The organism is Microbacterium sp. 2RAF4 (assembly GCF_052115285.1).
Taxonomy (GTDB): Bacteria; Actinomycetota; Actinomycetes; order Actinomycetales; family Microbacteriaceae; genus Microbacterium; species Microbacterium oxydans.
The window spans coordinates 1,290,423-1,313,407 of record NZ_JBFRGI010000002.1; the positions used below are offsets into that span (position 1 = coordinate 1,290,423).

General features: G+C 68.7%; 17 protein-coding genes. 9 read left to right on the forward strand and 8 right to left on the reverse strand.

Features of this window, described 5'->3' with window-relative positions:
• Positions 1 to 6: 6 nt before the first annotated feature.
• On the reverse strand, positions 7 to 1,239 hold the full coding sequence (locus AB4070_RS10690) for a glycosyltransferase (RefSeq protein WP_441980075.1): 1,233 nt from the start codon (positions 1,237 to 1,239) through the stop codon (positions 7 to 9).
• A 125-nt stretch (positions 1,240 to 1,364) separates the two neighbouring features.
• On the opposite strand from AB4070_RS10690, the gene AB4070_RS10695 reads away from it, so the two are divergent.
• Positions 1,365 to 1,952 (forward strand): hypothetical protein, encoded by a 588-nt coding sequence (locus tag AB4070_RS10695; RefSeq protein WP_046748723.1) that lies wholly within the window; start codon positions 1,365 to 1,367, stop codon positions 1,950 to 1,952.
• Between the two features lie 53 nt (positions 1,953 to 2,005).
• Here AB4070_RS10695 and AB4070_RS10700 read toward each other — a convergent pair whose 3' ends face one another.
• Together AB4070_RS10700 and AB4070_RS10705 are read right to left on the reverse strand one after the other, a co-directional pair.
• Complete coding sequence (locus AB4070_RS10700; protein WP_441980076.1) at positions 2,006 to 2,416, reverse strand: hypothetical protein; 411 nt, start codon at positions 2,414 to 2,416, stop codon at positions 2,006 to 2,008.
• Positions 2,417 to 2,525: 109 nt separating this feature from the next.
• Positions 2,526 to 5,540, reverse strand: a complete 3,015-nt coding sequence (locus AB4070_RS10705) for an alpha-mannosidase (protein WP_441980077.1) — start codon at positions 5,538 to 5,540, stop codon at positions 2,526 to 2,528.
• A gap of 159 nt (positions 5,541 to 5,699) precedes the next feature.
• Between AB4070_RS10705 and AB4070_RS10710 the strand changes: the two genes are divergently transcribed.
• Positions 5,700 to 6,731: a LacI family DNA-binding transcriptional regulator gene (locus AB4070_RS10710; RefSeq protein ID WP_441980078.1), complete on the forward strand. Its 1,032-nt coding sequence runs from the start codon at positions 5,700 to 5,702 to the stop codon at positions 6,729 to 6,731.
• A 36-nt stretch (positions 6,732 to 6,767) separates the two neighbouring features.
• Here the strand turns inward: AB4070_RS10710 and AB4070_RS10715 are convergent, their stop codons facing one another.
• Positions 6,768 to 8,078, reverse strand: coding sequence for a glycoside hydrolase 5 family protein (locus AB4070_RS10715; protein WP_441980079.1), 1,311 nt, complete (start codon positions 8,076 to 8,078; stop codon positions 6,768 to 6,770).
• A 214-nt stretch (positions 8,079 to 8,292) separates the two neighbouring features.
• Here AB4070_RS10715 and AB4070_RS10720 point away from each other — a divergent pair, with 214 nt between their 5' ends.
• From AB4070_RS10720 to AB4070_RS10735, 4 genes are read left to right on the forward strand one after another with little or no spacing between them, the layout of a single operon-like run.
• Complete coding sequence (locus AB4070_RS10720; protein ID WP_061018009.1) at positions 8,293 to 9,594, forward strand: ABC transporter substrate-binding protein; 1,302 nt, start codon at positions 8,293 to 8,295, stop codon at positions 9,592 to 9,594.
• Between the two features lie 41 nt (positions 9,595 to 9,635).
• On the forward strand, positions 9,636 to 10,523 hold the full coding sequence (locus AB4070_RS10725; RefSeq protein ID WP_058632343.1) for a carbohydrate ABC transporter permease: 888 nt from the start codon (positions 9,636 to 9,638) through the stop codon (positions 10,521 to 10,523).
• On the forward strand, positions 10,520 to 11,452 hold the full coding sequence (locus tag AB4070_RS10730; RefSeq protein WP_441980080.1) for a carbohydrate ABC transporter permease: 933 nt from the start codon (positions 10,520 to 10,522) through the stop codon (positions 11,450 to 11,452). The genes AB4070_RS10725 and AB4070_RS10730 overlap by 4 nt, the downstream gene beginning before the upstream one ends.
• Positions 11,449 to 14,742, forward strand: coding sequence for a GH92 family glycosyl hydrolase (locus AB4070_RS10735; protein WP_441980081.1), 3,294 nt, complete (start codon positions 11,449 to 11,451; stop codon positions 14,740 to 14,742). The genes AB4070_RS10730 and AB4070_RS10735 overlap by 4 nt, the downstream gene beginning before the upstream one ends.
• A gap of 16 nt (positions 14,743 to 14,758) precedes the next feature.
• Here the strand turns inward: AB4070_RS10735 and AB4070_RS10740 are convergent, their stop codons facing one another.
• Entirely contained in the window at positions 14,759 to 15,688 is a 930-nt protein-coding gene (locus AB4070_RS10740) for an endo-beta-N-acetylglucosaminidase H (protein ID WP_441980082.1), read from the reverse strand.
• A gap of 166 nt (positions 15,689 to 15,854) precedes the next feature.
• On the opposite strand from AB4070_RS10740, the gene AB4070_RS10745 reads away from it, so the two are divergent.
• Together AB4070_RS10745 and AB4070_RS10750 are read left to right on the forward strand one after the other, a co-directional pair.
• Positions 15,855 to 17,771, forward strand: a complete 1,917-nt coding sequence (locus tag AB4070_RS10745) for a heavy metal translocating P-type ATPase (RefSeq protein WP_441980083.1) — start codon at positions 15,855 to 15,857, stop codon at positions 17,769 to 17,771.
• Between the two features lie 159 nt (positions 17,772 to 17,930).
• Positions 17,931 to 18,176 (forward strand): hypothetical protein, encoded by a 246-nt coding sequence (locus AB4070_RS10750; RefSeq protein ID WP_441980084.1) that lies wholly within the window; start codon positions 17,931 to 17,933, stop codon positions 18,174 to 18,176.
• A 14-nt stretch (positions 18,177 to 18,190) separates the two neighbouring features.
• On the opposite strand, the gene AB4070_RS10755 is transcribed toward AB4070_RS10750, so the two are convergent.
• Positions 18,191 to 19,825 (reverse strand): fucose isomerase, encoded by a 1,635-nt coding sequence (locus AB4070_RS10755; protein WP_441980085.1) that lies wholly within the window; start codon positions 19,823 to 19,825, stop codon positions 18,191 to 18,193.
• Positions 19,822 to 21,372 carry an FGGY-family carbohydrate kinase gene (locus tag AB4070_RS10760; protein WP_441980086.1) on the reverse strand — a complete coding sequence of 517 codons (1,551 nt, stop codon included), beginning with the start codon at positions 21,370 to 21,372 and terminating at the stop codon, positions 19,822 to 19,824. The genes AB4070_RS10755 and AB4070_RS10760 overlap by 4 nt, the downstream gene beginning before the upstream one ends.
• Positions 21,373 to 21,564: 192 nt before the next feature.
• Between AB4070_RS10760 and AB4070_RS10765 the strand changes: the two genes are divergently transcribed.
• On the forward strand, positions 21,565 to 21,888 hold the full coding sequence (locus AB4070_RS10765) for a hypothetical protein (RefSeq protein ID WP_441980087.1): 324 nt from the start codon (positions 21,565 to 21,567) through the stop codon (positions 21,886 to 21,888).
• Positions 21,889 to 21,926: 38 nt separating this feature from the next.
• On the opposite strand, the gene AB4070_RS10770 is transcribed toward AB4070_RS10765, so the two are convergent.
• Positions 21,927 to 22,913 carry a LacI family DNA-binding transcriptional regulator gene (locus AB4070_RS10770; RefSeq protein ID WP_441980088.1) on the reverse strand — a complete coding sequence of 329 codons (987 nt, stop codon included), beginning with the start codon at positions 22,911 to 22,913 and terminating at the stop codon, positions 21,927 to 21,929.
• Positions 22,914 to 22,985 lie beyond the last annotated feature (72 nt).

A 22,985-nucleotide genomic window follows, 5' to 3' on the forward strand; every position in this document is an offset into this window, starting at 1 on the left:
GGCGGGTTACTCCGGCAGCGGCTCGTCGCGGTACAGCGCCTCGAAGGTGTCGAGGGTGCGGTTGATGTCGTGGATCAGCACGCCGTCGAGCGAGGCCTGCTGCATCCGCTCGTACTCCGCGGGCTCCGCCGTGAGCACATCGGTGAGGCGGGCGGCGAGCTCGTCGGCGTTCCCCGGCTCGAACAGGTAGCCGTTCTCGCCGTGGTGCACCAGGTGCGGGAGGGCCACGGCATCGGCCGCGACGATGGGCAGGGCCGAAGCCATGGCCTCCATGGTCGCGATCGACTGCAGCTCGGCGATCGAGGCGATCACGAACAGGCTCGCCCGCGACAGCAGGGCTCGCAGCTCCTCGTCGGTGGTTCGTCCGTGGAAGGTCACCCGGTCGGAGAGACCGAGCTGGGCGGTCAGGTGCTCCAGCTGCTTGCGCTGGTCGCCACCGCCCACGATGTCGAACGTGGTCTCGAGCGCGGGGTCGAGCTTCGTCATGGCCTGGAGGATGACCTCGACCTGCTTCTCGGCGGTGAGGCGTCCGACGAACACGATGCGGTTCTTCTCGCGTGGGCCGATGACCGGCGTGTACTGCGAACGGTCGATGCCGCAGCTGACGGGGATGACCCCCTTCACCTCGACGGTGTTCTCGAGGAAGTCGGCGGCACGGCGGGTGGGTGTGGTGATCGCCCTGGTCAGGTCGAACGTGCGCTTCGCGTCGGCCCAGGCGAATTTCAGCACCAGGTCGTCGATGAACTTGGGCATGGTCGTGTGGTCGAGGATGTTCTCGGCCATGACGTGGTTGGTCGCGATGACGGGGATGCCGCGCTCGTGGGCGATGCGCGCCAGCCCGCGACCGATCACGATGTGCGACTGGATGTGCACCACGTCAGGCTGCACCTGGTCGAGCACCTTGCGGGCATAGTGCTTCGAGCGCCAGGGCCATACGAAACGCAGCCAGTCGTGCGGAGGCCAACGCACCGACGGCAGCCGGTGCAGGGTCATCGGCTCGCCTTCGATGACCTCGGTCCGCGGCTCGGCACGACGGTAGGCCTGGTTGAGGGCGACGACGTGCACGTCGTGTCCGCGCTGCACGAGGCCGGCGGCGAGGCGCTCGGCGAAGCGGGCCGCGCCGTTGATGTCGGGCGCGAACGTGTCGCAGCCGATCACGATCTTCAACGGTCGGGGCGCGGATTCGGCGGCGGAGCCGCTCGACGGATCGATCGGATCGTCGGAGGAGGTCACAGACATGCTGCCTTACGATGTGGCGGCCAAGGGAGAGCCCTGGTCGGGCGCTGGCCACTCTACCGGAGGGCCCTGATCGTGCCGCCGAGGCGTACCGGGCATCACTCAGACGCACCGGCTACCGTGGAGTCATGCGACTGAGTGCCGACGCCGATCCCCAGCTGTGGATTCCCGTGACGGACTCGCTCGGCTGGAAGGGTCGCCGTCACCGGAAGGCCGCGATCCGGATGCTGCTCGGCCAGGTCAACGCCGCGGTCGGAGCGACGGAGCGACCCGGCTCGAGGTTCGGCGCGTGGGCGATGAGCCAGGCGGCGCCGATGCTCATGAAACGCGCGGACGGACGCGTGCTGGTGTGGACGTGGAAGGCGGAGCCGGAGCTGGTCGTGGCGATGGCGACCGCACAGGTGCTGACGCCGGATGTGCGCATCGCCCGGGCCTCGATGCCGATGGACTACGACGACACGGAGTCGTTCCCCACCCGTCTCGGCGTCGGCGAGAAGCTGCTCGTCCCGATGCCGCCATCGCCGGCCTCGCCGCCCTTCGCGACCTACACCTGGGACACCGGCACCCACCTGGTGACGTTGACGGCCGTGTGCAGCGACAAGGAGCGGTTCGGCACGCTGATCGGCGCGCTGGACGACCTCGCGCGCAGCCTCCGCATCGCCGACGACCTCACGGGCGGCGAGTCCCCCGACGTGCTGCGATTGCCGCCAGCCTGATCACCCCGAGCCGACGTCGCCCCGAGCCGACGTCGCTCCTCTCCCTCCCCGCGTCATTCCAGCCCGTGCGACTCTAACCACGCCTTCGCAGCTCTCGCGGGCGCGCGCGCCAGCCACGCATCCGTGATGATCTCCTCGAGCCGGTCGCGGTCGACGGCATCGAGACGGACGAGCAGCCCTGGGTAGCCGTCGAAATGGGGAATCGTGAACATCGATTCGGGTTCGGCGGCCAGCAGGGCCTCCTTCTCATCCACATCGGCGACGCGCACTGCGAGCACCACACCCGACGGCCACTCCCGTCCGAGCTCGGCGAGCTGTCGCAGATCAGTCGCGCTCGGACCCCGCAACCACGCGATCTGGCCGCTCTTCAACCGCCACGCCGCAGCACCGGTATGACCGCTGACCGCCTCGACGACTCCCGGAAGCGCGACGGCGATGGTCCGCACGTCCTCGATACTCGCCATCGCGTCATCGTCCCGCATGCGGCCGCCTGCCACAATGGCCCCGCGCACGTGACCCACACGCGCGAGATCAGCGCACGATGCTCAGTGCACGATGCTCAGCGCACGATGCTCAGCGCACGATACGGAGCGTCCGCACCTCGAACGGACGCAGTCGCAGCGCGCCGCCCGTCCGCGCATCGTCGATCTCGTCCTCGATCAGACTCACCTCGCGCACCTCACGATGGTCGAAGCCGACCGACAGCTCGCCGACCGCGCGACGCCCGAGCGCCTCGTACACGCGCACGATGACGTCGCCGGAACCGTCGTCGGCGAGCTTCACGGCCGACACGACGATGCCCTCGCCCTGCACCGAGACCAGCGGCTCGACCTCGCGCGCCCCGCGGAGAACGGTGGGCAGGCTGTTGATGCGGATGCCCTCGGCCGTGGCGATCGCGGCGTCGGCGCCGATCACGAAGCCGACCTCGATCTCGTGGGGCCCGTGATCCGTGTCCGGGTCGGGGAAGCGCGGCGCCCGCAGCAGCGAGAGCCGCACGGTCGTGGTGACCCCGTCCTCGCCGACCTCGCGCGTCGTGTCGTACCCGTAGATCGAGTCGTTCACGAGGGCCGCTCCGAAGTCCTGCTCGCGCACCAGCACGAAGCGGTGCATCGAGGTCTCGAACTTGGCCGCCTCCCAGCTGGTGTTCGTGTGGGTGACGCGCGCCTGGTAGCCGAACTGCGTCTCGGCTTCGGTGTGCGACGCCTGGATGTCGAGCGGGAATGCGAGCTTGAGCAGCTTCTCCGTCTCGTGCCAGTCGACCTCGTTGCGCAGCAGCACCGTGCGCGAGTCAGGTGCGAGAAGGATCGTCTGCGTGATGGTCGATTCGGAGAACGGACGCACGACGACGATCTGCGCGACACCGTTCACGAGCGATGCGTCGATCGACGAGACGGCGGTGAGATCATCGACGCTGTTGCGGTAGTAGCGGTCGATGTCCCACGCGTCCCACATGTTCGGGAAGTCCTGGTGCAGCTGGAACAGGTTGGCGGCTCTGCCTGCGGCGACCGTCTCCCTGCCGGACGCCTTGTCGACGGCGGAGACGATCAGGCCCTCGCCCGAGACGAGCACGGACACGAGCTCGTTCTCCAGGCGCCAGCCGCCGTCTTCCTCTTGCAGCGACACCGGGGTCGCAGTGGACTCGGCGACGAACGCCGCCCCGAGCGCTCGTCCCCGACCGGCCGAGCTCGGCTCGAACCGCAGCTCGCGGTCGCCCTCGCCGACGAGTGACCGACGTGCGGCGTCGGCGATGTCACGGGCGTCCGACAGCACGTCGGACAGCACGGCGACGGCCTCGCGGTGCACCCACGCGATCGATGTTCCGGGCAGGATGTCGTGGAACTCGTGCAGCAGCACGGCCTGCCACAGCCGGTCGAGCTCGGCCTGCGGGTACGAGGCACCGGTGCGCACGGCATCGGTGGCGGCCCACAGCTCTGCTTCGATCAGAGCGTGCTCGGCCCAGCGGTGCAGGGCCTTCGTGGCGTGCTGGCTGGTGAGCGTGCCGCGGTGCAGTTCGAGGTAGAGCTCGCCGACCCACACCGCCGGGTTCGGCAGCTCGGCCTTGGCGGCGTCGAAGAACACGTCGGGGTGCTCCCATACGACCTGCGCGCTGCCCTCGAGGTCGCGCAGCCGCTCGGCCTTGCCTGTCATCTCACGCGTCGTGCCGCCGCCGCCGTCGCCCCAGCCGACCGGAGCGATCGACCGCGAGCTGAGGCGGTTCTCCTTGAACTGACGTGAGGCCTTCGCCACCTCCATGCCGCTCAGCTGCGAGTTGTAGGTGTCCATCGACGGGAAGTGCGTGAACACCTGCGAACCGTCGATGCCCTCCCAGAGGAAGGAGTGGTGCGGGAAGACGTTCTGCTGGTTCCACGAGATCTTCTGCGTGAAGAACCACTCGAACCCGGCACGGCGCATCAGCTGCGGAAGGGCCGGCGAGTAGCCGAAGCTGTCCGGCAGCCACACGCCCTTCGAGCGGATGCCGAACTCGCGTTCGAAGAACCGCTGCCCGTGCGAGAACTGCCGCACGAGCGACTCGCCCGTCGGCATGACGGTGTCGGACTCGACCCACATGCCGCCCAGCGGCAGGAAGCGCCCGGCGGCGACGGCGGCCTTGACCCGTTCCCACACCTCGGGGCGGTGCTCCTTGATCCAGGCGTACTGCTGCGCACTGGACATGCCGTACTGGAAGTCGGGCTGCTCCTCGATGAGCGTGGTCATGGACGAGGTCGTGCGTGCGACCTTGCGGATCGTCTCGCGCACCGGCCACAGCCACGCCGAGTCGATGTGAGCGTGTCCCACCGCCGAGATCCGGTGCGCACTCGCCTCGGCCGGGGCCGCGAGGACATCAGCGAGCCGGGCCCTCGCGTCGCCTGCGGTCTCCACGATGTGCTGCAGGTCGAGCACGTCGAGCGCGTCGTCCATCGCCTGCAGGATGCGCATGCGGCGCGGCGACGTCGCGGGGAGCTCGGCCTGCAGCTCGAACAGCACCTCGAGATCGAGGGACAGGTCGAAGACCTCGGGCTCGAACACCGCCAGGTCCATCCGCCGCGCGCGGTAGAGCGGCTCCTTGGAGGACGTGAGGATGTCGCCCTCCCGCGTCGGCAGGAAGGGGTGGTAGTCCAGCAGCACCGGGTTGGATGCCGCTTCGAGGTAGAGCTCGACGGGTTCGTCACCCGCGGCGGTCTCGGCGATCGGCACCCACTGGTTGCGCGGGTTGATGCTCTTGATCGGGACCGGGATCGGGTCGACATCCGCACCGCCCGCGCGATAGGCCAGGGCCTCGCACTGGAACCCGGTCATGTTCACGTCGAAGCCGAGGTCGATGAGCGCCTCGACCCGACGTCCCGCCCACTCGGCCGGCACGCGCCCGGTCAGCTTGAACCAGGTGGTGCCCCAGGCGGGCCCCCACGGCGCCCCGACGACGCCGGGCGTGTAGTCGAGGGCGAGTCCCTCGGCGGGTGGGATGGGCTCGCCGGGCAGCTCGTGGATCTCGACGCCCAGCGGCACGGAGGCCGAGTGGATCGCCGGGCGGATGCGCTCCTCGAGAACGCGCTTGACGCGGCCGACGGTGAGCGAGGTGTCGTCATGCATGAGTGGGTCTCCGGGCTCGACGGTGAGGGCTGATTCGGGTCTGCGGTGATGCGCTGTGACTGAATGCTATCTGTTGTACTAAAGCGATCTAGTGGAAGAGTCTAGGGCACATTCCGGCGTCTTTCCCGAGGCTAAACCGATCAAGTAGGGTGAGGGACTATGAGTCCGGCGAAACGCGTCACGATCGCCGATATCGCGCGCATGGCGGGGGTGTCCCCCGGCGCCGTCTCCTTCGCCCTCAACGGACGCCCTGGCGTGAGCGAGGAGACCAGGCACCGCATCCTCGCGATCGTCGAGGAGAACGGCTGGCAGCCCAGCTCCGCGGCGCGCGCACTGGTCGGCGCGCGCGCCAACACGGTGGGCTTCGCCCTCGCCCGCCCCGCTCGCTCCCTGGGCTCCGAGGCCTTCTTCACCGACCTCATCGCCGGCATCGAATCGCGTCTGTCGGAGAGCAAGGTGAGCCTCCAGCTGCGGCTCGTCGCCGATGTCGCGGAGGAGATGGAGGTGCACCGGCAGTGGCGCTCCTCCAATCAGGTCGACGGGTTCATCTTCATCGACCCCCGTGAAGACGATCCCCGAGTCGGGCGCATCGAAGCCCTCGACGCCAGGGCCGTGATGATCGGGTCTGAGCCCTCCCCCGAGGGTTCGGTGCCCAGCGTCTGGATCGGCGACGACACCGTGGCCGAGACCCTCTTCTCCTATCTGTCCGCGCTCGGGCACACCCGCATCGCCTACGTCGCGGGCCCTGCAGAGCTCGAGCACACGCGACTGCGGGCCCAGGTGCTCGAGCGCATGACCGCCGACGGCCTCGAGGGCGAGGTCATCACCACCGACTTCTCACCCGCGCGCGCCTCCGCCGTGACGCGGACGCTGCTGTCAGGGCGACAGCACCCGACGGCCATCGTCTACGACAATGACGTGATGGCGGTCGCAGGTCTCCGCGTGGCCCAGGAGATGGGCCGCGCCGTCCCTCGTGACGTCTCCCTCGCCTCTTTCGACGACTCGGTCATCGCCGGGCTCATCAATCCGTCGATCACGGCGATGACCCGCGACACCTTCGAGCTCGGGGAGCGTGCCGCCACTCTGCTGCTGCAGCAGATCGAGGCGGGAGCGAATCTGCCGAGCGTCGAGGGCCCGACGCCCGTGCTCACCGCGCGCGAGAGCACGGCTCCGCCATCTCGCACGGACTGAGCGCCCGCACGGACGGAGAAGCGCACCCGACTCTGATCAGCCGGGAACGACCGTGTTGACCGAGCCGTAGGGGTCGACGACATCCGCCGAGAGGTCGGGACGGATCAGGCGGCGGATACCGCGTGCATCGAGCGCAACAGGGTCGAGCGCGTCGCGCGAGGTGACCAGCGTCGGATCGAGTCCGGCAGCGCAGGCGTCGACCCATGCCTGGAACACGGCGCCCCCTGGGCTCAGTGCTGCGCGGCTGACGGGAACCTCACGTGCGTCGACGTCGACCACGATCGCGGTGTCCCGCACGGGAGGCGCGACGCGCTGGCGCAGTTCGGGGATGAGCTCGGCGAGACGCCGACCGATGGGCTTCGCGGCGCCGTCCTGACCGATCAGCCCCAGGGTGTACTCGAGTTCGGGGAAGTCGCCGAGGTCACGGCTCACGTCGTGCGAGCACCACCACGTGATGCCCCAGAGGTTCTCGGTGCGCACGGCGGAGCGCACGGTCGCCTCCAGGAAGCCGGGCATCTCGTCGTCGGTGAGGCAGTTCGAGGGGGCGCCGACCTCCTGCAGCCACACCACGCGGTCGGGATCTGTCGCGAAGGCGCGGGAGAGTTCGATCAGGTACTCGGCGTGACGATCCGACGCGACGGAGCGTCCGCCGTACCTCTGGGCAGTCCCGTTGAAGATCCAGGAGTGGATCGTGGTCATGGCTCCCAGCCGCGAGGCATGGGCCGGTGTGAAGCCGTGCCCGTCCATGTACCAGACCGCGTCGTACTCGCTGTGGACGTGCGGGAGCCCTGGGGCTGCAGCCTCCGCCGCCGACAGCAGCGCGGTGATCCACCCCCCGGCCTCGTCCTGCGTGACCGGCCAGGGCGACGGATGCGTGTGCGCGGAGAACTGGTTCGTCTCGTTGCCGAGCGTCAACCCGAGGAAGTTCGGCGCCTCGCTCAGCGTTCGTCCCAGGCGGTCGACAAGGGCGATCTGGCCCTCGAGCGCCCTGGGGTCGGTGAACATGTTCTTGTCGTGCCAGGTGTACAGCCACGAGGGCACGAAATCGAAGCTCGAAAGGTGCCCCTGGACCACATCGATGCTGGCATCCATGCCGAACTCGCCGGCGATGTCGACGACGGCACGCACGTCGTCGATCGCCTTCTCGCGGATCAGCGTGCGGTTCGGCTGCAGCACGGTCCACAGGGGGAACACCCGCACATGGTCGAGCCCGAGCTCGGCGAGGGCGGCGAAGTCGCGGCGCACGTCGTCGGGGGTGAAGTCGAGCCAGGAGTGCATCCAGTTCTTCGACGGCGTGTAGTTCGCCCCGAACCTCAGAGGAGCATCGAGGGCGCCGCGCTGCGTCATGTGTCAGGCCTTTCGGACGTGTCCTCCGGAGAGGGCGGATTTCGCACCACTATAACGCTTGAGCAACAGACGATGCACCCTCTCCTGCGCGCAGACAGTGATCTCGCGGTCGGGTGTCTTGACAGGGACGGAATCGGATGGTTTCATCTGCTAAAGCGTTGTAGTCCCTGATAGGGCTGCCGCGCGGATTCGCCCGCCTCGAGGAAGAAGCACGATGAAAGTTCCCACACGCATTGTCGCTCTGGCAGCATTCACCATCGGCGTTCTGGCGCTGACGAGTTGCACGGGGGGCGGCGCATCCTCCGGTGCTTCCGGTCCCATCGACACATCGGGCGAGCTGAGCGGGAAGATCCAGTTCCAGACCTGGTCGCTCAAGAACGAGAAGTTCACCCCGTACTTCGAAGACCTCATCGCCGCGTTCGAGAAGGAGCACCCCGACGTCACGGTGGAGTGGCTCGACCAGCCGGGCGACGGCTACCAGGAGAAGATCCTGAGCCAGGCGAACGCCGACACCCTGCCCGACGTGCTGAACCTGCCGCCGGACATCGCCTACCCGCTCGTCGCCGCAGGCAAGCTCGTCGACCTGGAGACCGCGGATCCCGACCTGAAGTCGACCTACAACACCGGCGCATGGGAGGCGTACAGCGCCTACCCCGGTGTCGAGGGAACCTACGGCCTCCCCTGGTACCTCTCCAGCGACGCCTCCTGGTGGAACCTCGCGCAGCTCGCGCCGTTCGGGGTCACCGAGCAGAACCTGCCGACCACGGTCGACGAGCTCCTCACCCTCGCAGAAGACGTGGCGACCGAGTCGGGCGGCAAGGTGCAGCTGCTCTCCTCCATCCCGGCCCTCGACACGTTCACGGCCGCCGGCATGGAGGTCATCGACGACAAGGGCGAGTTCGACTTCAACACCGACGAGGCCGCGGCGATCATTCAGAAGTATGCCGACGCCTACGCGGCGGGTGCGATGCCGGCCGAGGCGCTGACCGGGGACTACGGCGGGAACGCCGAGGCGTACATCCAGGAGAAGGTCGCCTTCACGACCGGTGGCACCGGGTTCACGACCGACCTGCAGAAGGACGCGCCCGCACTGCTCGAGAACACGGTGGCGACGCCGCGCCTCGGAGTTGCTCCCCTGTACGTGCAGGGACTCAATGTCTCGGCCGACTCCGACAACAAGGAAGCCGCACTCGCGTTCGCGGAGTTCGCGACGAACCAGGAGAACCAGGTCGCGTTCTCGTCGCTGGCCGTCGGCACCGCGCCCGGCACGGCCGAGGGTGGAGACCAGGTCGTCGACAGCATCGCCTCGACGGTCACCGACGAGAAGCAGCTCGCTGCGATCGACACCGTGTTCGGCGCCATGAAGGATGCCAAGGCTCTGCCCTTCCAGTGGACCTCCGACATGGCTACGTACATGACCCAGCAGATCGCTCTCGCCGTCAACGGCGAGGCGGACCCGAAGGCCCAGCTCGACAAGATCGTCGAGTACGCCAACGCCAACCGCGTGGACCAGTGAGCATGCGCGCGGACACCGGCACCAGGAGCCGGAGGAAGACGATGAGATCCCACAAGTGGTACACACCGTGGCTGCTCATCGCCCCCGCCGTGATCTGGGTGCTGGTGTTCGCGCTCTGGCCCTTCCTGAACACGGTCTTCCTCAGCTTCACCGACGCCCGGCCGTTGCGCACGCCCGGCTTCGTCGGTGGAGCGAACTACGAGCGCATGTTCGGCGACGAGATGTTCTGGAACGCTCTCACCACATGCCTCATCTATGTGGTGGTGTGCGTTCCCCTGCTCACGATCCTGCCCCTGCTGCTCGCCCTCCTCGTGCAGAAGAAGCTGCCGGGCATCTCGTTCTTCCGCACCACGTTCTACTTCCCCGTGATCGCCTCGGTCGTGGTGGTCGCCCTCATCTGGACCTGGCTGTTCGACAGCCGCGGCATCATCAACCAGACGCTCGACTTCCTCGGGCTGATCGACAAGCCGATGCCCTTCCTCGTCGATCGCTGGCTACTGCTCGGTTGCGCCATCCTGCTCACGGTGTGGAAGGGACTCGGCTACTACATGGTCGTGTACCTCGCCGCCCTCGGGAACGTCGGTAAGGAGCTGCACGAAGCCGCGATGCTCGACGGCGCCGGGTCGTTCCGCCGCTTCCTCTCGGTGACGATCCCCTCGGTCCGCGGCGCGATGCTCCTCATCGCGGTGCTGATCGCCGTCTCCGCCATGCGCGTGTTCGCCGAGCTCGACGTGCTCTCCAAGAGCACCGGCGGCCCCGGCGGCTATGACATGTCGCTCGTGATGCTCATCCGCCAGGTCGGATCCGGTCTGAACGGCAACATCGGCTATGCCTCCGCGATCAGCGTCGCCCTGTTCCTCCTGACGCTCATACCGCTCGCGGCGATCGCGTTCATGAACCGCGAGAAGAAGGCGAAGGCTCCCGCATGACCGCTCAGACGATCACCACGCCCGAACGCGATGAGAAGCCGCAGGACACCCCGACTCCCGCACGCGAGCGCATCTTCCGGCACCGCGGCTCCGGCGACTTCAGCAAGCCGACTCTCGGCGGGCTGATCGGTCGCTACGCCCTGCTGGTGCTCGTGCTCTTCCTGGTCATCGGACCGTTCGTATGGCAGCTGTCGACCTCCTTCAAGGGGGCGACCGAGAACATCTACTCCTTCCCGCCCGAGCTGATCCCGCGAGAGCCCACCCTGCAGAACTACACCAGGGTCGCCGACGTCGTGCCCGTGTACCTGTATGCGTGGCACTCGCTGCTCGTCTCCGTCGGCACCGTCATCAGCAACGTGATCCTGGCCACGTTCGCCGGCTACGCGCTCGCATGCATGAGGTTCCGCGGCAAGTGGATCGTGATGGGCATCCTGCTGTCGACCCTGCTGTTCCCCGGCGAGGTGACCGTGACGAGCAACTTCCTCACGATCCGCGCCCTGGGTCTCGCCGACTCGCTCTGGGGCGTGTTCCTGCCCGGAGCGATCAGCGCCATGAACGTGCTGCTGGTCGCCACCGCCTGCCGCATGATCCCGAAGGACGTGCTGGACGCGGCCACCGTCGACGGGGCGACCACGTGGCAGCGCATCCGCCACATCGTGTGGCCGAACATCCGCGGCATGGTCTCGGTCGTCGCGATCTTCGCCTTCATCGGTGCGTGGGACGACTACCTGTGGCCGCTGATCGTGCTCTCCGACCCCGCGAAGTACACGCTGACGGTCGGCATGGCCTACCTCAACAGCAGCTTCTCGGTCGACCCGCGCCTGATCGCGGCCGGCACCATGATCGCGCTCGTCCCCATCGTGATCATGTTCTCGTTCACGCAGCGGTTCTTCTTCAAGGGCGTGCAGGAAGGCGCGATCAAGGGGTGAGCAGCGTGCACCTCATCCCGGCGGACGGCCCGGCCGATCCCCCTTCTTCCCGCCCGCGCAGCGGAGTGCTGCGCGCACCCGTCTTCGCATTCACATTCGACCCCTCGGCCGGCGAGCAGCGGATCGAGGTGCCGGAGCTCCCCGCTGTCGAGATCACCCGGGACACCGTGCTGCACTGGGCGTTCTACGCGGACGGACCGACGGCGACGCAGGCACCGCACGCCGCACTCGCGGTGACGGTCGATGTGCGCTTCGCCGACGGCTCGCGGCTGAGCGATGACGCGGCGGTGCGGGACCGCTACGACTTCCCGGTCACCGCGCAGGCGCAGTTCGGCGCACGGTGGAGCCTGCCGGAGCAGTGGAACGCCGACACCGTCGCCCTCGCCCCCTTCGTCGGTCGCGCCGGGGTGGTCGAGGTCGTGTTCGGCACCGCGGCTCTGTCTGTCGGTTCTTCACAGGCCGATGCTTCCCCGACTGGCTCCGTGGACCTCCCCTCGCGTTGCACGGGCTTCGTGCAGCTCATGATCGAGGAGAGGGTGCCGGCACCGGCCGAGCTCGCACCCGTGGAACGCGTCGACACCCGCCGCGGTTCGCACTCGGGTGCACGATTCTCCCGCGGCAACACCATCCCGGCGGTCGCCGTGCCCCACGGATTCACGTTCGTCACGCCAGCCACCGACGCCGCCGACTCGCGCTGGCCGTATCGCCCCTTCGTGCACGACGACCCGCAGGGGCGACGACTCGAGGCCCTGCAGTTCTCGCATCAGCCGAGTCCGTGGATCGGTGATCGCGCAGTGCTCCAGCTGATGCCGTTCCTCGGCGACCCGACATCGAGTCGTGCCGGGCGACGACGCTGGATCACGCCGGGCACGGAACGGGCGCGGCCGCACGAGTACGCGGCAGAGCTGGGCGAGGGCCTGCGCGTCGAACTGACGGCGACCGCCCACACCGCCGCGTTCCGCGTGTGCAGCTCCGATGCCGACGCCCGCATCGGCTTCGTCATCGACCAGCTCAGCGATGACGGGCGCCTCGCCTGGACGGAGGCCGGAGGGTTCGAGGGCTGGATCCCCGAAGGCTCCGAGGAGTGGGGCAACGCTCCCCGCTGCTTCTTCGCGGGAGCGGTGGATTCCCTCGAAGATGTGCTGTCCCGCGACGATGACGGGCGACGGGACGGAACCGTGTTCGCGCACGGTCCGCTCGCCGACGACGGACGCGGTGCCGTCGCAGGCTACGTCGGCGGACGGGGTTCGCTCGAGGTGCGGATCGGCATCTCCTTCGTCTCCGTCGAACAGGCCCGACGCGCCCTGGAGACCGAGGCGCCGCCGTCGATCACCTACGAGGAACTTCGCGAGACCACTGCGGCCTCCTGGAATCGGCTGCTGTCGCGTGTGGCGATCCCCCCGCTGCCGGACGGCGACCTCCGCCATCGCTCGCTCGCCGATGAAGAGCACCGCTCCCGGATCGCGGCCGCCCTCCACCGGATGCACCTGTACCCGAACAGCGCGGCGGAGAACGTCGGGACGGCGGAGGCGCCCGTCTGGCGGTTCGCCGACGTGTTCGCTGCGCGTGCGTCCTGGGGCGAGACCCCGCCGATCGTCGACGGTGAGCTCGTCGTCAACAACGGCTATTGGGACACCTATCGCACCGAGTGGCCGGCACTCGCCCTGCTCGACCCCGCCCTCGCGGGAGAGCTGCTCGACGGGCAGCTCGAGCAGTATCGTCGAGGCGGCTGGATGGCGAGGTGGAGCGCCCCTGGCTACGTCGACAGCATGGTCGGCACCTCCAGCGACCAGATCTTCGCGGATGCCGCCCGCTGGGGCGTCGGGTTCGACCGCGCGGCCGCTTTCGAGAGCGGGTGGCGGAACGCCTGCGAGCCGGGGCCCGACGCACGCCGTGGCCGCAAGGGGATCGCGACGGGTCGGTTCACCGGGTACATCTCCTCGGAGATACCGGAGGGCATGAGCTGGAGCATCGAGAACGCGGTGAGCGACGCCGCCCTCGGCCACTTCGCCGCGCAGCTCGCCGTCGAATCCGCATCGGATGCCGCCCGCTATCGCTCCTTCGCCCGGTACTTCGCGAACCGTGCACGGTCGTATCGCACCCTGTTCGACCCGGACACGGGATTCTTCCGCGGGAGGGACGCCCTCGGCGAGTTCGCGGGCGACTTCGATCCACGCTCCTGGGGCGGAGACAACGTCGAGACGAACGCCTGGGGCATGTCGGTCGGTGCCGTGCACGACGGCGCAGGACTCGCGGACCTCCACGGCGGCCCCGCGCGCCTCGGCCGCCATCTCGACGCACTCTTCGCCGAACCGGAGACTGCGGACGAGCGTTTCGGCGGTGCGTACGGCACCGTGATCCACGAGCAGCGGGAGGCACGCGCCCTGCGGTCGGGGATGTGCGCGATCTCGAATCAACCCGCCCACCACATCCCCTTCATGTACGCGTTCTCCGACCGCCCGTGGCAGACGGCGCCCCTCGTGCACGACCTCGCCGGACGCCTGTTCACCGGTGCCCACATCGGCCAGGGGTTCCCTGGCGACGAGGACAACGGCGAGATGAGCGCGTGGTGGCTGTGGGCCGCGCTCGGGCTCTATCCGCTGGAGCTCGCCTCGGGACGGCTCCGGATCGGATCCCCGCTGTTCGACGACATCCGCGTGGATCGCGGCGACGGCTCGACGCTGCGGATCCGGTCACGTCGCTCCGGCCCCTCCGCCCACGTACTGGAGGAGGCGCGCCTCGACGGCGTGGGCCTGACGTCGGCTGACCTGCCGATCGATGCGCTGGTCGGAGACTCCGTTCTGGAGCTGCGGTTCGGTACCGACCCCCTTCTGGCGCTGGAGGTCGCGGGTCCGGAACGGCACTCGGCGCCCTGGTGCAAGGACCTGACGTCGCTCGACGGGCATGCGTTCGCCTCGTCCGGCGTCGTGCACCCCGAGCACCTCTTCGACGATGGCGCGGGCGACGATGGCGCGGGTCACCACGGCGGGAGTCCTCAGAGCGGCATCCTGCACGCCGCTGACTGGGTCGGATGGCGGTTCTCCACACCGCGGGAAGTCAGCGATGTCACGGTGACAGCCACGTCCGCTGTCTCGTCATCGGCGCTGCTGTGGGAGCGCCTGACGGCTGCGGGTGAGTGGGAGGCCGTCCCGACGACCCATGTCTCCATGCTCCCGGCCGACCGTACGACGCCCTTCACGTTCACGGAACGGGTCGTGACCTCGGCGATCCGCGTCCGGGCGGAAGCCGAGGCCACGCTCCGTCAGATCGAGCTCTTCGATCTCGACTGATCGGGTCTCGTACCGCTCACGGAGCCGCGCGGTACTCGGTCGCCTCGCCCTTGAGTGCCTGCGTGATCCCGGAGAGGAGACCCGACTGGTCGGTCGCCGTCAGGTTGTACGCCACGTAGACGCCGTAGCCGTCGGAGACCGTGCGCCGGGCGTAGTCCGCGGCCGTCGCGGAGCTCACGTTCGAGAGGTCGACCGCGGCCGCGCCGAGGCGCGCCCTGTCCTCGAGACCCGGCACCGTGGGGGCGTTGTAGGACGGGTAGTAGGGGTTCCAGGCGTGGTCGATCACCGCTGCGGCATCGAACCGGGTGAAGTCCGTCACGGTGTACGTCTCGCCGATCGCGTACAGGGTGATGAGCTTGTCAGGGCCGAGGCGATCACGCAGCGCCGAGGCGAGCCACCCGAAGGACTGCGCGTTGGGCTGCGGCGTGCCGTTCGCGCCGTAGTTCGTCCACTCGTCGTCGAAGTCGATGCCGTCGAGGCCGTAGGTCGTGACCGCGTCGGCGAGCTGGGCGGCGAAGGCGTCTGCGGCCGCGAACGACGTGAAGTTCGCGAACCCGGCACCCTGATGATTCCCCAGCACGGACAGCAGCACCTTCGTGCCGCGGGCCTGCAGCGGTCGGATCTGGTTCTGCGCGTCCTGGAGCGTTTCGGTGACACGCTCGTTGAAGTGCAGGTAGGCCTTCTCGCCGTCGTAGTTGATGTTGGCGGCGAAGATCATCGCCAGGTCGACGGCCGGAAGACCCGAATCGGCGAGCGTGTAGTCGGCGACATTGGCTAAATCGTTCGAGTTGACTTCCACGTAGACAGCGAGCTTCGGCTCGGCGGCCGTGTCGTCCGCAGCGGCCGCCGTCGATCCGGCGACCGCCCCCATCCCCGCGAGCGCGAGGGCCGCGGCGGCTGCAAGCGCTCTACGGAACCGGTGGCTACTGGCTTTCGGCTGACTCATGACAGTTCGTCTCCTTCGTCGTCGTGTCCAGATCGAGCCGCATCGGTGCGTCTCGCGGCCGACTATATCGCTTAAGCGATCCGGCCGAAAGAGTCCCCGCGATGGTCATGAGCAGTGCCTCGCGCGGGCACTGGTGCCGACATCGCTTTCCCGGGATGCTGGACTCATGCGCGCGCTTCGACCGCTGTGGCGGTACCCCGTGATCACGCTCACCGTGCTCGTCTTCGCTGCGGTCGGGGTGCTGCACGCGGTGGACGAGGCGGGGATCGGCCGCTGGCTCGCCACAGTGTACGTGGCCGGCGTCGTGGTCTGGACGCTGATCGGCATGGTGCGCGATGTGCTGCACGGACACGTCGGGCTCGACATCCTGGCCGTCGTCGCGATGGTCGCCACGCTGGCGGTCGGCGAGTACATCGCTGCGCTCATCATCGTGCTGATGCTCTCCGGCGGCGAAGCGCTCGAGGACTTCGCCGGACGCAGGGCCAAGCGGGATCTGTCCGCGTTGCTTGACCGCTCGCCGCGCATCGCCCACGTGCTGGTGCACCCGGACTCGCTCGATTCCGACGAAGCTCGCGACGTGCCGATCGACGATGTCGCGGTCGGCGACGTGCTGCTGGTGCGCCCCTCCGAGATCGTGCCGGTGGATGCGACGCTCCTGACCGGGACGGGGACGTTCGACGAGTCCTCGCTGACGGGCGAGAGCATGCCGGTCACGCGCGAGGCAGGCGGGGAGGTGCTGTCCGGGGCGATCAACGGAAGCCGCGCCGTCCGCATCAGGGCACTGCGCACCGGCGCCGACAGTCAGTACCAGCAGATCGTCGCGCTGGTGCACTCCGCCGAGTCGTCGCACGCGCCGATCGTCCGCCTCGCCGACCGCTTCGCCATCCCCTTCACCGCCGTGTCGCTCGTGCTCGCCGGCACGGCATGGGCGATCTCCGGCGACTCGACGCGCTTCGCCGAGGTGCTCGTGCTCGCGACGCCGTGCCCCCTCCTCATCGCGGCCCCCGTGGCATTCCTCGGTGGACTCTCCCGGGCGGCGAAATCCGGGGTGATCATGAAGAGCGGGGCCGTGATCGAACAGATCGCCCGGGTGCGCTCCGCGGCGTTCGACAAGACCGGGACGCTCACGCAGGGCCGCCCTGAGCTCGTGGAGGTCCGCCCTGCAGTCGGCTTCGACGCCGACGAGATCCTGCAGCTGGCCGCATCCGCGGAGCAGTACTCCTCGCACGTGCTGGCCGACGGCATCCGGCGCGCGGCCGATGCACGGGGGCTCGTCCTGCACGCGGCCGTCGAAGCCAGCGAGACCGCCACGAACGGGGTCGCCGCGACGATCTCCGGGCGCACCGTCGTGGTCGGAAAGCCCGCATACGTCGCCTCGCTCGCACCCGACACCGTCCGGGCGCAGCTCGAACCCGGCGAAGCCGCGGCCTACGTGGCGGTGGACGGGCGCTTCGCCGGCGTGCTCGTGCTCGCGGATGCCGCCCGCCCCGAAGCATCCGCCGTCATCTCGTGGCTGCGGGTGCACGACGTCGATCGCGTCGCGATGCTCACCGGCGACGTGGATTCGACGGCGGAATCGGTGGGACGCCAACTCGGTATCGATGAGATCCACGCTGAGCTGCTGCCGCCCGAGAAGGTGCGACTCGCCGCCGAGATGCAGCCGCGTCCCGTGCTCATGGTGGGCGACGGCGTCAATGACGCGCCCGTGTTGGCTGCCGCGGACATCGGCATCGCGATGGGGGCGAAGGGGGCCACGGCGGCCGGTGATGCCGCAGACGTCGTGATCCTCGTCGATTCGCTCGCGAAGGTCGTCGATGCCGTCTCGATCGGCCGCCACACGCTCCGGGTCGCGCTGACCGCGATCTGGATCGGCATCGGGCTGAGCGTCGGGCTCATGATCGTCGCGATGACCGGCGTCATCCCGGCGGTCGTCGGTGCGCTCGTCCAGGAACTCGTCGACCTCGCGACGATCCTCTACGCCCTGCGGGCACTCAGCGGACCACCCAGCGGGCTGCGCCCGGCGGCGCAGGGGGAACCCTTCTCCTCTCCGGTCGCCGAGTCTCCGGCTGCAGCGGATTCCTGATCTCTTCTGCACGCCACCTCTTCTGCACGCCCCCTCTTCTGCACGCCCCCTCTTCTGCACGATGGTTCGGATCGTCGAGCACTCCACAGCCACCGTGATTGCAGCACGTCGCGACCGGAATACCGTGACAACCTGGCCCTCCGGAATCAGACTGGAGGCATGCGCTTGAACGATCCGCAGGTATGGACTCTGATCGGCGTGTTCGCAGCAGTGATGCTGGGCGGCATGACGCTGATGACGACGCAGCTCAGCCGGGTGATCCGCGCCGAGGTCGACCGCATCGAAGGCACGCTCTCGGCCCGCATCGATGGGCTCGATGCCCGACTCGGCCGTATCGAGACCACGGTCGACGACCTCGACAAGGAGCTCACGAACCTCGCGACCCGCTTCTGGCGCTCGCAGTAACGTTCAGCGACCGATCAGATCGTCACGTCTCCCACGAGGTTGACTTTGATCCCCATGCCGTCGAACATCGCGGCCTTCGCGATCAGGGCCTTGTCCGCGGTCTCGGCGTCGGGTGCGTAGACGAGCTGCGCGTGGTTCGCCTTGTGCCGTGCCATGAACTGATCGCGCGAGATGCCGTGCAGGACCACATGGGCGATCGGCCACTCGGGGTTCGTGGCGTCCTTCCGCCGCTGGGTCTCCTCCGCCGGCAGCTCGACCACCGACGCCCGGAAGATGTCGGCCTGCAGGATGCCCTCGGCGATGAACACCCGGGAGAGCACGACCTCACCGGGCTTCGAGACCCCGTTGATCGTGGCGCCGCCGGCGGGGAAGAACACGTGACCCTGCCGCCATCCCTCCGCGTGCTGCCAGCCTCCGAGGTGCGATGCCGGCACCGATCCCGAGATCTCGTAGACCCAGACGAACTGTCCGTCGTAGTCCTCGCCCCAGCGGACGTCGTGCAGCGTGTTGTCGGGCACGAGCCCCATCGCGCGCCACACCCGGTCGGTCACGAGCGCGTCCACCGCGACGCCCTCGTCGGCCTCGTTGAAGTGCGGGAAAGCCCGTCCCTCGTGCAGCACGCGAGAGCCGTCGCGCGAAGTCACCGGCGGGCGCTCTGTCGAGTTCAGGATGCCCTCGGCCAGGTCGGAGGCGGGCACCAGGTCCTTCAGACCTTGCTGGTACTGGATGCCGACCGCGTCGAGTCCGAAGTCGTCGGCGATGCGGAGCGCGGCGATGTACATCTTCAACTGCCACTGCACCTGGTCGCGCGTGAGCTCGGTGACGCCGTCCTCGCCGTAGCGGAAGGTCATCCCCGCGTCGATCAGCCAGTCGTACGCGGCGTCGGCCTCATCGTCCGTGACGTCGAGCATCTCGGCGTACAGCGCCGACTGCGAGAGGCGCTCCTTGTAGATGCCGGTCGGGTTGAGCAGCTCGTCGTCGAAGATCGCGTTGTACATGCCCATGCAGCCTTCATCGAACACGCCGATGATCGCCTTCTCGGAGCGCAACTGTGCGGCGAGCGCCTCGCCGAGCTGCATCTCCGGGCTGTCCGGCAGCGCGGGCAGCGGTCGGACGTGCGAGCTGTCGTGCGTGATGACGCCGGACTCCGTCCATTCCTTGATGCCGTCGGTGAACCACTCATCGGCGAAGTCGACGGACCAGGTGGTCGCGTAGGGCTTGTCCATCTTGGTCAGCCCCGCGTTCAACCCGAGAAGGCCGACGAGGCCCGGCCAATCGCCGGCGAAGTTCGCGACCGTGAGGATCGGTCCCTCGTGGGATCGCAGTCCGGCGAGCACATGGTGCGAGTACTGCCAGTTGGCGATCGCGACGATGAGCGGTGCGTCGACGGGGATGCGCGCGAACACCTCGAGGCCCATGCGCTGGCTCGAGATGAAGCCGTGCCCGGTCTCGGGGTCGACGCCGAAGGGACGGATGACCTCCCAGCCGAGGGCGTTCAGCACTCCGGTGACGCCGGTCTCCAGCTCGACCTGGGTCGGCCACCCCGCCACGTTCGCCGACTCGCGCAGGTCTCCGGACGTGATGAGATACGCGGTCTTCGGCGCGGTCGTCGGGCGGGGTGCCGTCGTCGGCAGGGTGTAGGTGGTCATGATGCCTCCGGGGCGGTGGGAGTCGGGTTCGGGGTGGTCGGTGTGGAAAAGGTCGTGGGCGTGGCGCGCTGCGTGGCGGCGAGTTCGTGGACGACGGGTCTCGACCCCTCGTAGAGCCGCACGTAGCGATCGAACAGCGTGTCGTAGAGCGGGCGCAGCCCCTCGTCGGGGTGGATGCGCTGGGCGATCGGGTTCCAGTCGGCGATGGCCGGGCTCTCGCCCGATGCAGCCGTCGCCGTCGCGGCGAGGAAGGCAGCCCCGTAGCTCGCGCCGATCGTCGTCGCCGGCACCTCCTGCACGAGGCCGGTGACGTCGGAGACGATCTGCAGCCACAGACGCCCCTGGGTGCCGCCGCCGACCGCGACGATGCGGCGGATGTCGGCACCCGCCGCACGCATCGTCTCGACGTTGTGCCGCACACCGAGCGCCGTGGCTTCGAGCGCGGCGCGATAGAGGTCGCCGCGGGTGTGCTCGAGTGCGAGTCCGGCGATCACCCCGCGGGCGTCCGGGTCCTGGATCGGCGTGCGCTCCCCGGCGAAGTAGGGCAGCACGAGCAGGCCCCGTGCTCCGGGCCCCGATGCCGCGGCGTCGGCCAGCAGCTCGGGATAGTCCGCGCCGGTGAGTCCGGCGAGCCAGGCGGTCAGAGCGCCGGAGGTCGAGAGCCCACCGGCGAGGTTGCGAGTGCCGGCGAAAGCGCCGGCCGTGGTCCACATCGACGGCGTCCGCAGCGCCTCGGACCCGTTCGTGAACACCATGAACATCGTGGTGCCGTACATCAGCATCAGGTCGCCGACCTCGTGCGCGCCGACGCTGACGGCCTCGGTCCAGGCATCGATCGTGCCCGTGATCACGGGGGTGCCTGCAGGGATGCCCGTGATCGATGACGCATCGGCCGTGACCTCACCGGCGATCTCGCCCGCCCAGTGCAGTGACGGCTGTTCGATCCCGCTCGCGTACCGCGCCCACCACGGGTCATGCCAGCGCTCGCCTTCGATGTCGTAGAGAGGAGAGACCTGGCTGGCGGACTGATGGTCGAGCACGTACGCACCGGTGAGCTTGCGGACGAGCCAGGTCGCCGGCATGTACAGCCTCCGCGCCCGCAGCCATGCTTCCGGTTCCTCGTCGTCGACCCAGACGAGCTTCGGCCCGCCTGCCTGCGAGGTCAGCGCCGATCCGCCGACACGCGTGATCTCCTCGACGCCGAGCTCCAGGTTGAGCCGCTCGATCTGCACGGACGATCGGGTGTCGACGCCGTACAGGATCGCTGGCCGCACCGGTTCGTCGCGTTCGTCCGAGAGCAGGATGCAGGGCCCCATGCCGCTGACGCCGACGCCGACGACCTCGGCGTCCGGGGCCCCGGCGAGCAGCTCGCGAGCGATCGCGACGAACTCGTCCCACCAGAGGGTCGCGTCCATCTCGACCCACCCCGTGCGGGGCCGATCGACCTCGTGCGCTCTGGTGGCCGATGCCAGGATGCCGCCTTCGGCATCGACCAGCACACCCTTGCTGCTGGACGTGCCGATGTCCACCCCGAGGGTGCAGCGCATGAGTCCTCCTCGTGCCGGGACGACGGAGTCCGCGGTCTGATCGACACTGTACGCGAAATCGATTTCATGACGCAAGAGAAGAGTGTTCTGCACAACGGCTTGCAGCCGAGATCTGTCCACCAGAAGCGGCATCGGCAGCCGCCACCACCGGAATACCGTGACAATCTGGACGCCCCGAAACACACTGGAGGCATGCGCTTGGACGACCCGCAGGTATGGACGCTGATCGGCGCGTTCACGACCATGATGCTCGGCGGCATGACGCTCATGACGATGCAGTTCAGCCGGGTGATCCGTGCCGAGATCGGTGGGCTCCGCGGCGAGCTGAGCGGAGATATCGGCGGACTGCGCGGTGACCTGAGCGGCGAGATCCGCGAGCTGCGGGGCGACCTGAGCGGACGCCTGGAGAGCCTTGAGGGGCGACTGACCGGCCGTATCGATGCCCTCGAGCACAAGGTCGACAGCCTCGACAAGGAGGTGGCGAACCTCGCGACGCGGTTCTGGCGCTCGCAGTGACGTCGCCCGACGCCGTCCTCCCGCTACCAGCCGCCCGCTCAGCCTCGCACGACGCGCGCCGGCTGCAGTTCGTTGCGCAACACGACAGTGCGCGACGGCTGCGTGTCGCCTTTGATCCGCTCGAGCAGCATCCGCGCCGCGGTCACACCCATGTGTCGCGCCGGCAGACGCACCACGGTCACGGCAGTCGGCGAGAGGGTCGTGAACGGCAGCGAACCGATCACGGCGACACCGACGTCCGGTGGGGTCAGCCCGCGTTCCGTGAGCACCTGGATGGCTCCCACCCCGATCAGGTTGTTGCCCGCCACCACGGCGTCCGGCGGCTCCGGCAGCGCGAGCAGCTCTTCCATCGCAGCACGCCCACCCTCGACGCGGAAGGATGCGAACCGCTCGAGCCCGTCGAGAGCGAGCTCCGGGTATGCCGCGGCGAGCGCGGATCGCCAGCCCGCGGCACGCTCCGCGGCGGTGTCGATGTGCGCGGGTCCGCCGATGTAGGCGATGCGACGATGGCCGGCATCGATCAGGCTACGGGTCGCCGCAGTACCGGCGGCCCGATTGGCCATCACCACGCCGTCGATGTCGTAGGTCGTGCTGCGGTCGACGGCGACGACCGGTCGCCCTGTGGCCAGGATGCCTGCAAGGTCGGAGTGCTCGTCGGCGGTCGCGATGATCACGCCGGACATGTTCTCGGCGATCGCGATCCGGAGGTAGGTCGCCTCCTTCTGCACCTGTGCGTCGGAATTGCAGAGCACGACGGAGTAGCCCGCTTCGGAGGCGATGTCCTCGACTCCCCGCGCCATCTCGGTGAAGTACGGGTTCTCGATGTCGGGGATCACGAGGGCGATGACCTCGGAGCTCTGCCGCCGCAACGACCGCGCCGCGCGGTTCGGAGTGAAGTCGAGTGTCGCTGCGGCTGCACGGACGGCTGCCGCCTTCTCGTCCGAGACGCTCGTGCCGTTGAACACGCGAGAGACCGTCGCGGGAGAGACCCCCGCGAGCTCGGCGACGTCGTAGATCGTTGCCATGCGCACTGCTCCCTGCTCCCGACGACGTGAAGCCGCCGACGACGGCGGAATGGTGCAACAGTATCGCGCGCC

What these genes read in the sequence shown, in the direction of transcription:
- AB4070_RS10695 (WP_046748723.1), top strand. Translation starts at nt 1,365, where the DNA reads ATGCGACTGAGTGCCGACGCCGATCCCCAGCTGTGGATTCCCGTGACG.
- AB4070_RS10705 (WP_441980077.1), bottom strand. Translation starts at nt 5,540, where the DNA reads ATGCATGACGACACCTCGCTCACCGTCGGCCGCGTCAAGCGCGTTCTC.
- AB4070_RS10720 (WP_061018009.1), top strand. Translation starts at nt 8,293, where the DNA reads ATGAAAGTTCCCACACGCATTGTCGCTCTGGCAGCATTCACCATCGGC.
- AB4070_RS10725 (WP_058632343.1), top strand. Translation starts at nt 9,636, where the DNA reads ATGAGATCCCACAAGTGGTACACACCGTGGCTGCTCATCGCCCCCGCC.
- AB4070_RS10710 (WP_441980078.1), top strand. Translation starts at nt 5,700, where the DNA reads ATGAGTCCGGCGAAACGCGTCACGATCGCCGATATCGCGCGCATGGCG.
- AB4070_RS10755 (WP_441980085.1), bottom strand. Translation starts at nt 19,825, where the DNA reads ATGACCACCTACACCCTGCCGACGACGGCACCCCGCCCGACGACCGCG.
- AB4070_RS10750 (WP_441980084.1), top strand. Translation starts at nt 17,931, where the DNA reads ATGCGCTTGAACGATCCGCAGGTATGGACTCTGATCGGCGTGTTCGCA.
- AB4070_RS10760 (WP_441980086.1), bottom strand. Translation starts at nt 21,372, where the DNA reads ATGCGCTGCACCCTCGGGGTGGACATCGGCACGTCCAGCAGCAAGGGT.
- AB4070_RS10730 (WP_441980080.1), top strand. Translation starts at nt 10,520, where the DNA reads ATGACCGCTCAGACGATCACCACGCCCGAACGCGATGAGAAGCCGCAG.
- AB4070_RS10715 (WP_441980079.1), bottom strand. Translation starts at nt 8,078, where the DNA reads ATGACGCAGCGCGGCGCCCTCGATGCTCCTCTGAGGTTCGGGGCGAAC.
- AB4070_RS10700 (WP_441980076.1), bottom strand. Translation starts at nt 2,416, where the DNA reads ATGGCGAGTATCGAGGACGTGCGGACCATCGCCGTCGCGCTTCCGGGA.
- AB4070_RS10740 (WP_441980082.1), bottom strand. Translation starts at nt 15,688, where the DNA reads ATGAGTCAGCCGAAAGCCAGTAGCCACCGGTTCCGTAGAGCGCTTGCA.
- AB4070_RS10765 (WP_441980087.1), top strand. Translation starts at nt 21,565, where the DNA reads ATGCGCTTGGACGACCCGCAGGTATGGACGCTGATCGGCGCGTTCACG.
- AB4070_RS10745 (WP_441980083.1), top strand. Translation starts at nt 15,855, where the DNA reads ATGCGCGCGCTTCGACCGCTGTGGCGGTACCCCGTGATCACGCTCACC.
- AB4070_RS10690 (WP_441980075.1), bottom strand. Translation starts at nt 1,239, where the DNA reads ATGTCTGTGACCTCCTCCGACGATCCGATCGATCCGTCGAGCGGCTCC.
- AB4070_RS10770 (WP_441980088.1), bottom strand. Translation starts at nt 22,913, where the DNA reads ATGGCAACGATCTACGACGTCGCCGAGCTCGCGGGGGTCTCTCCCGCG.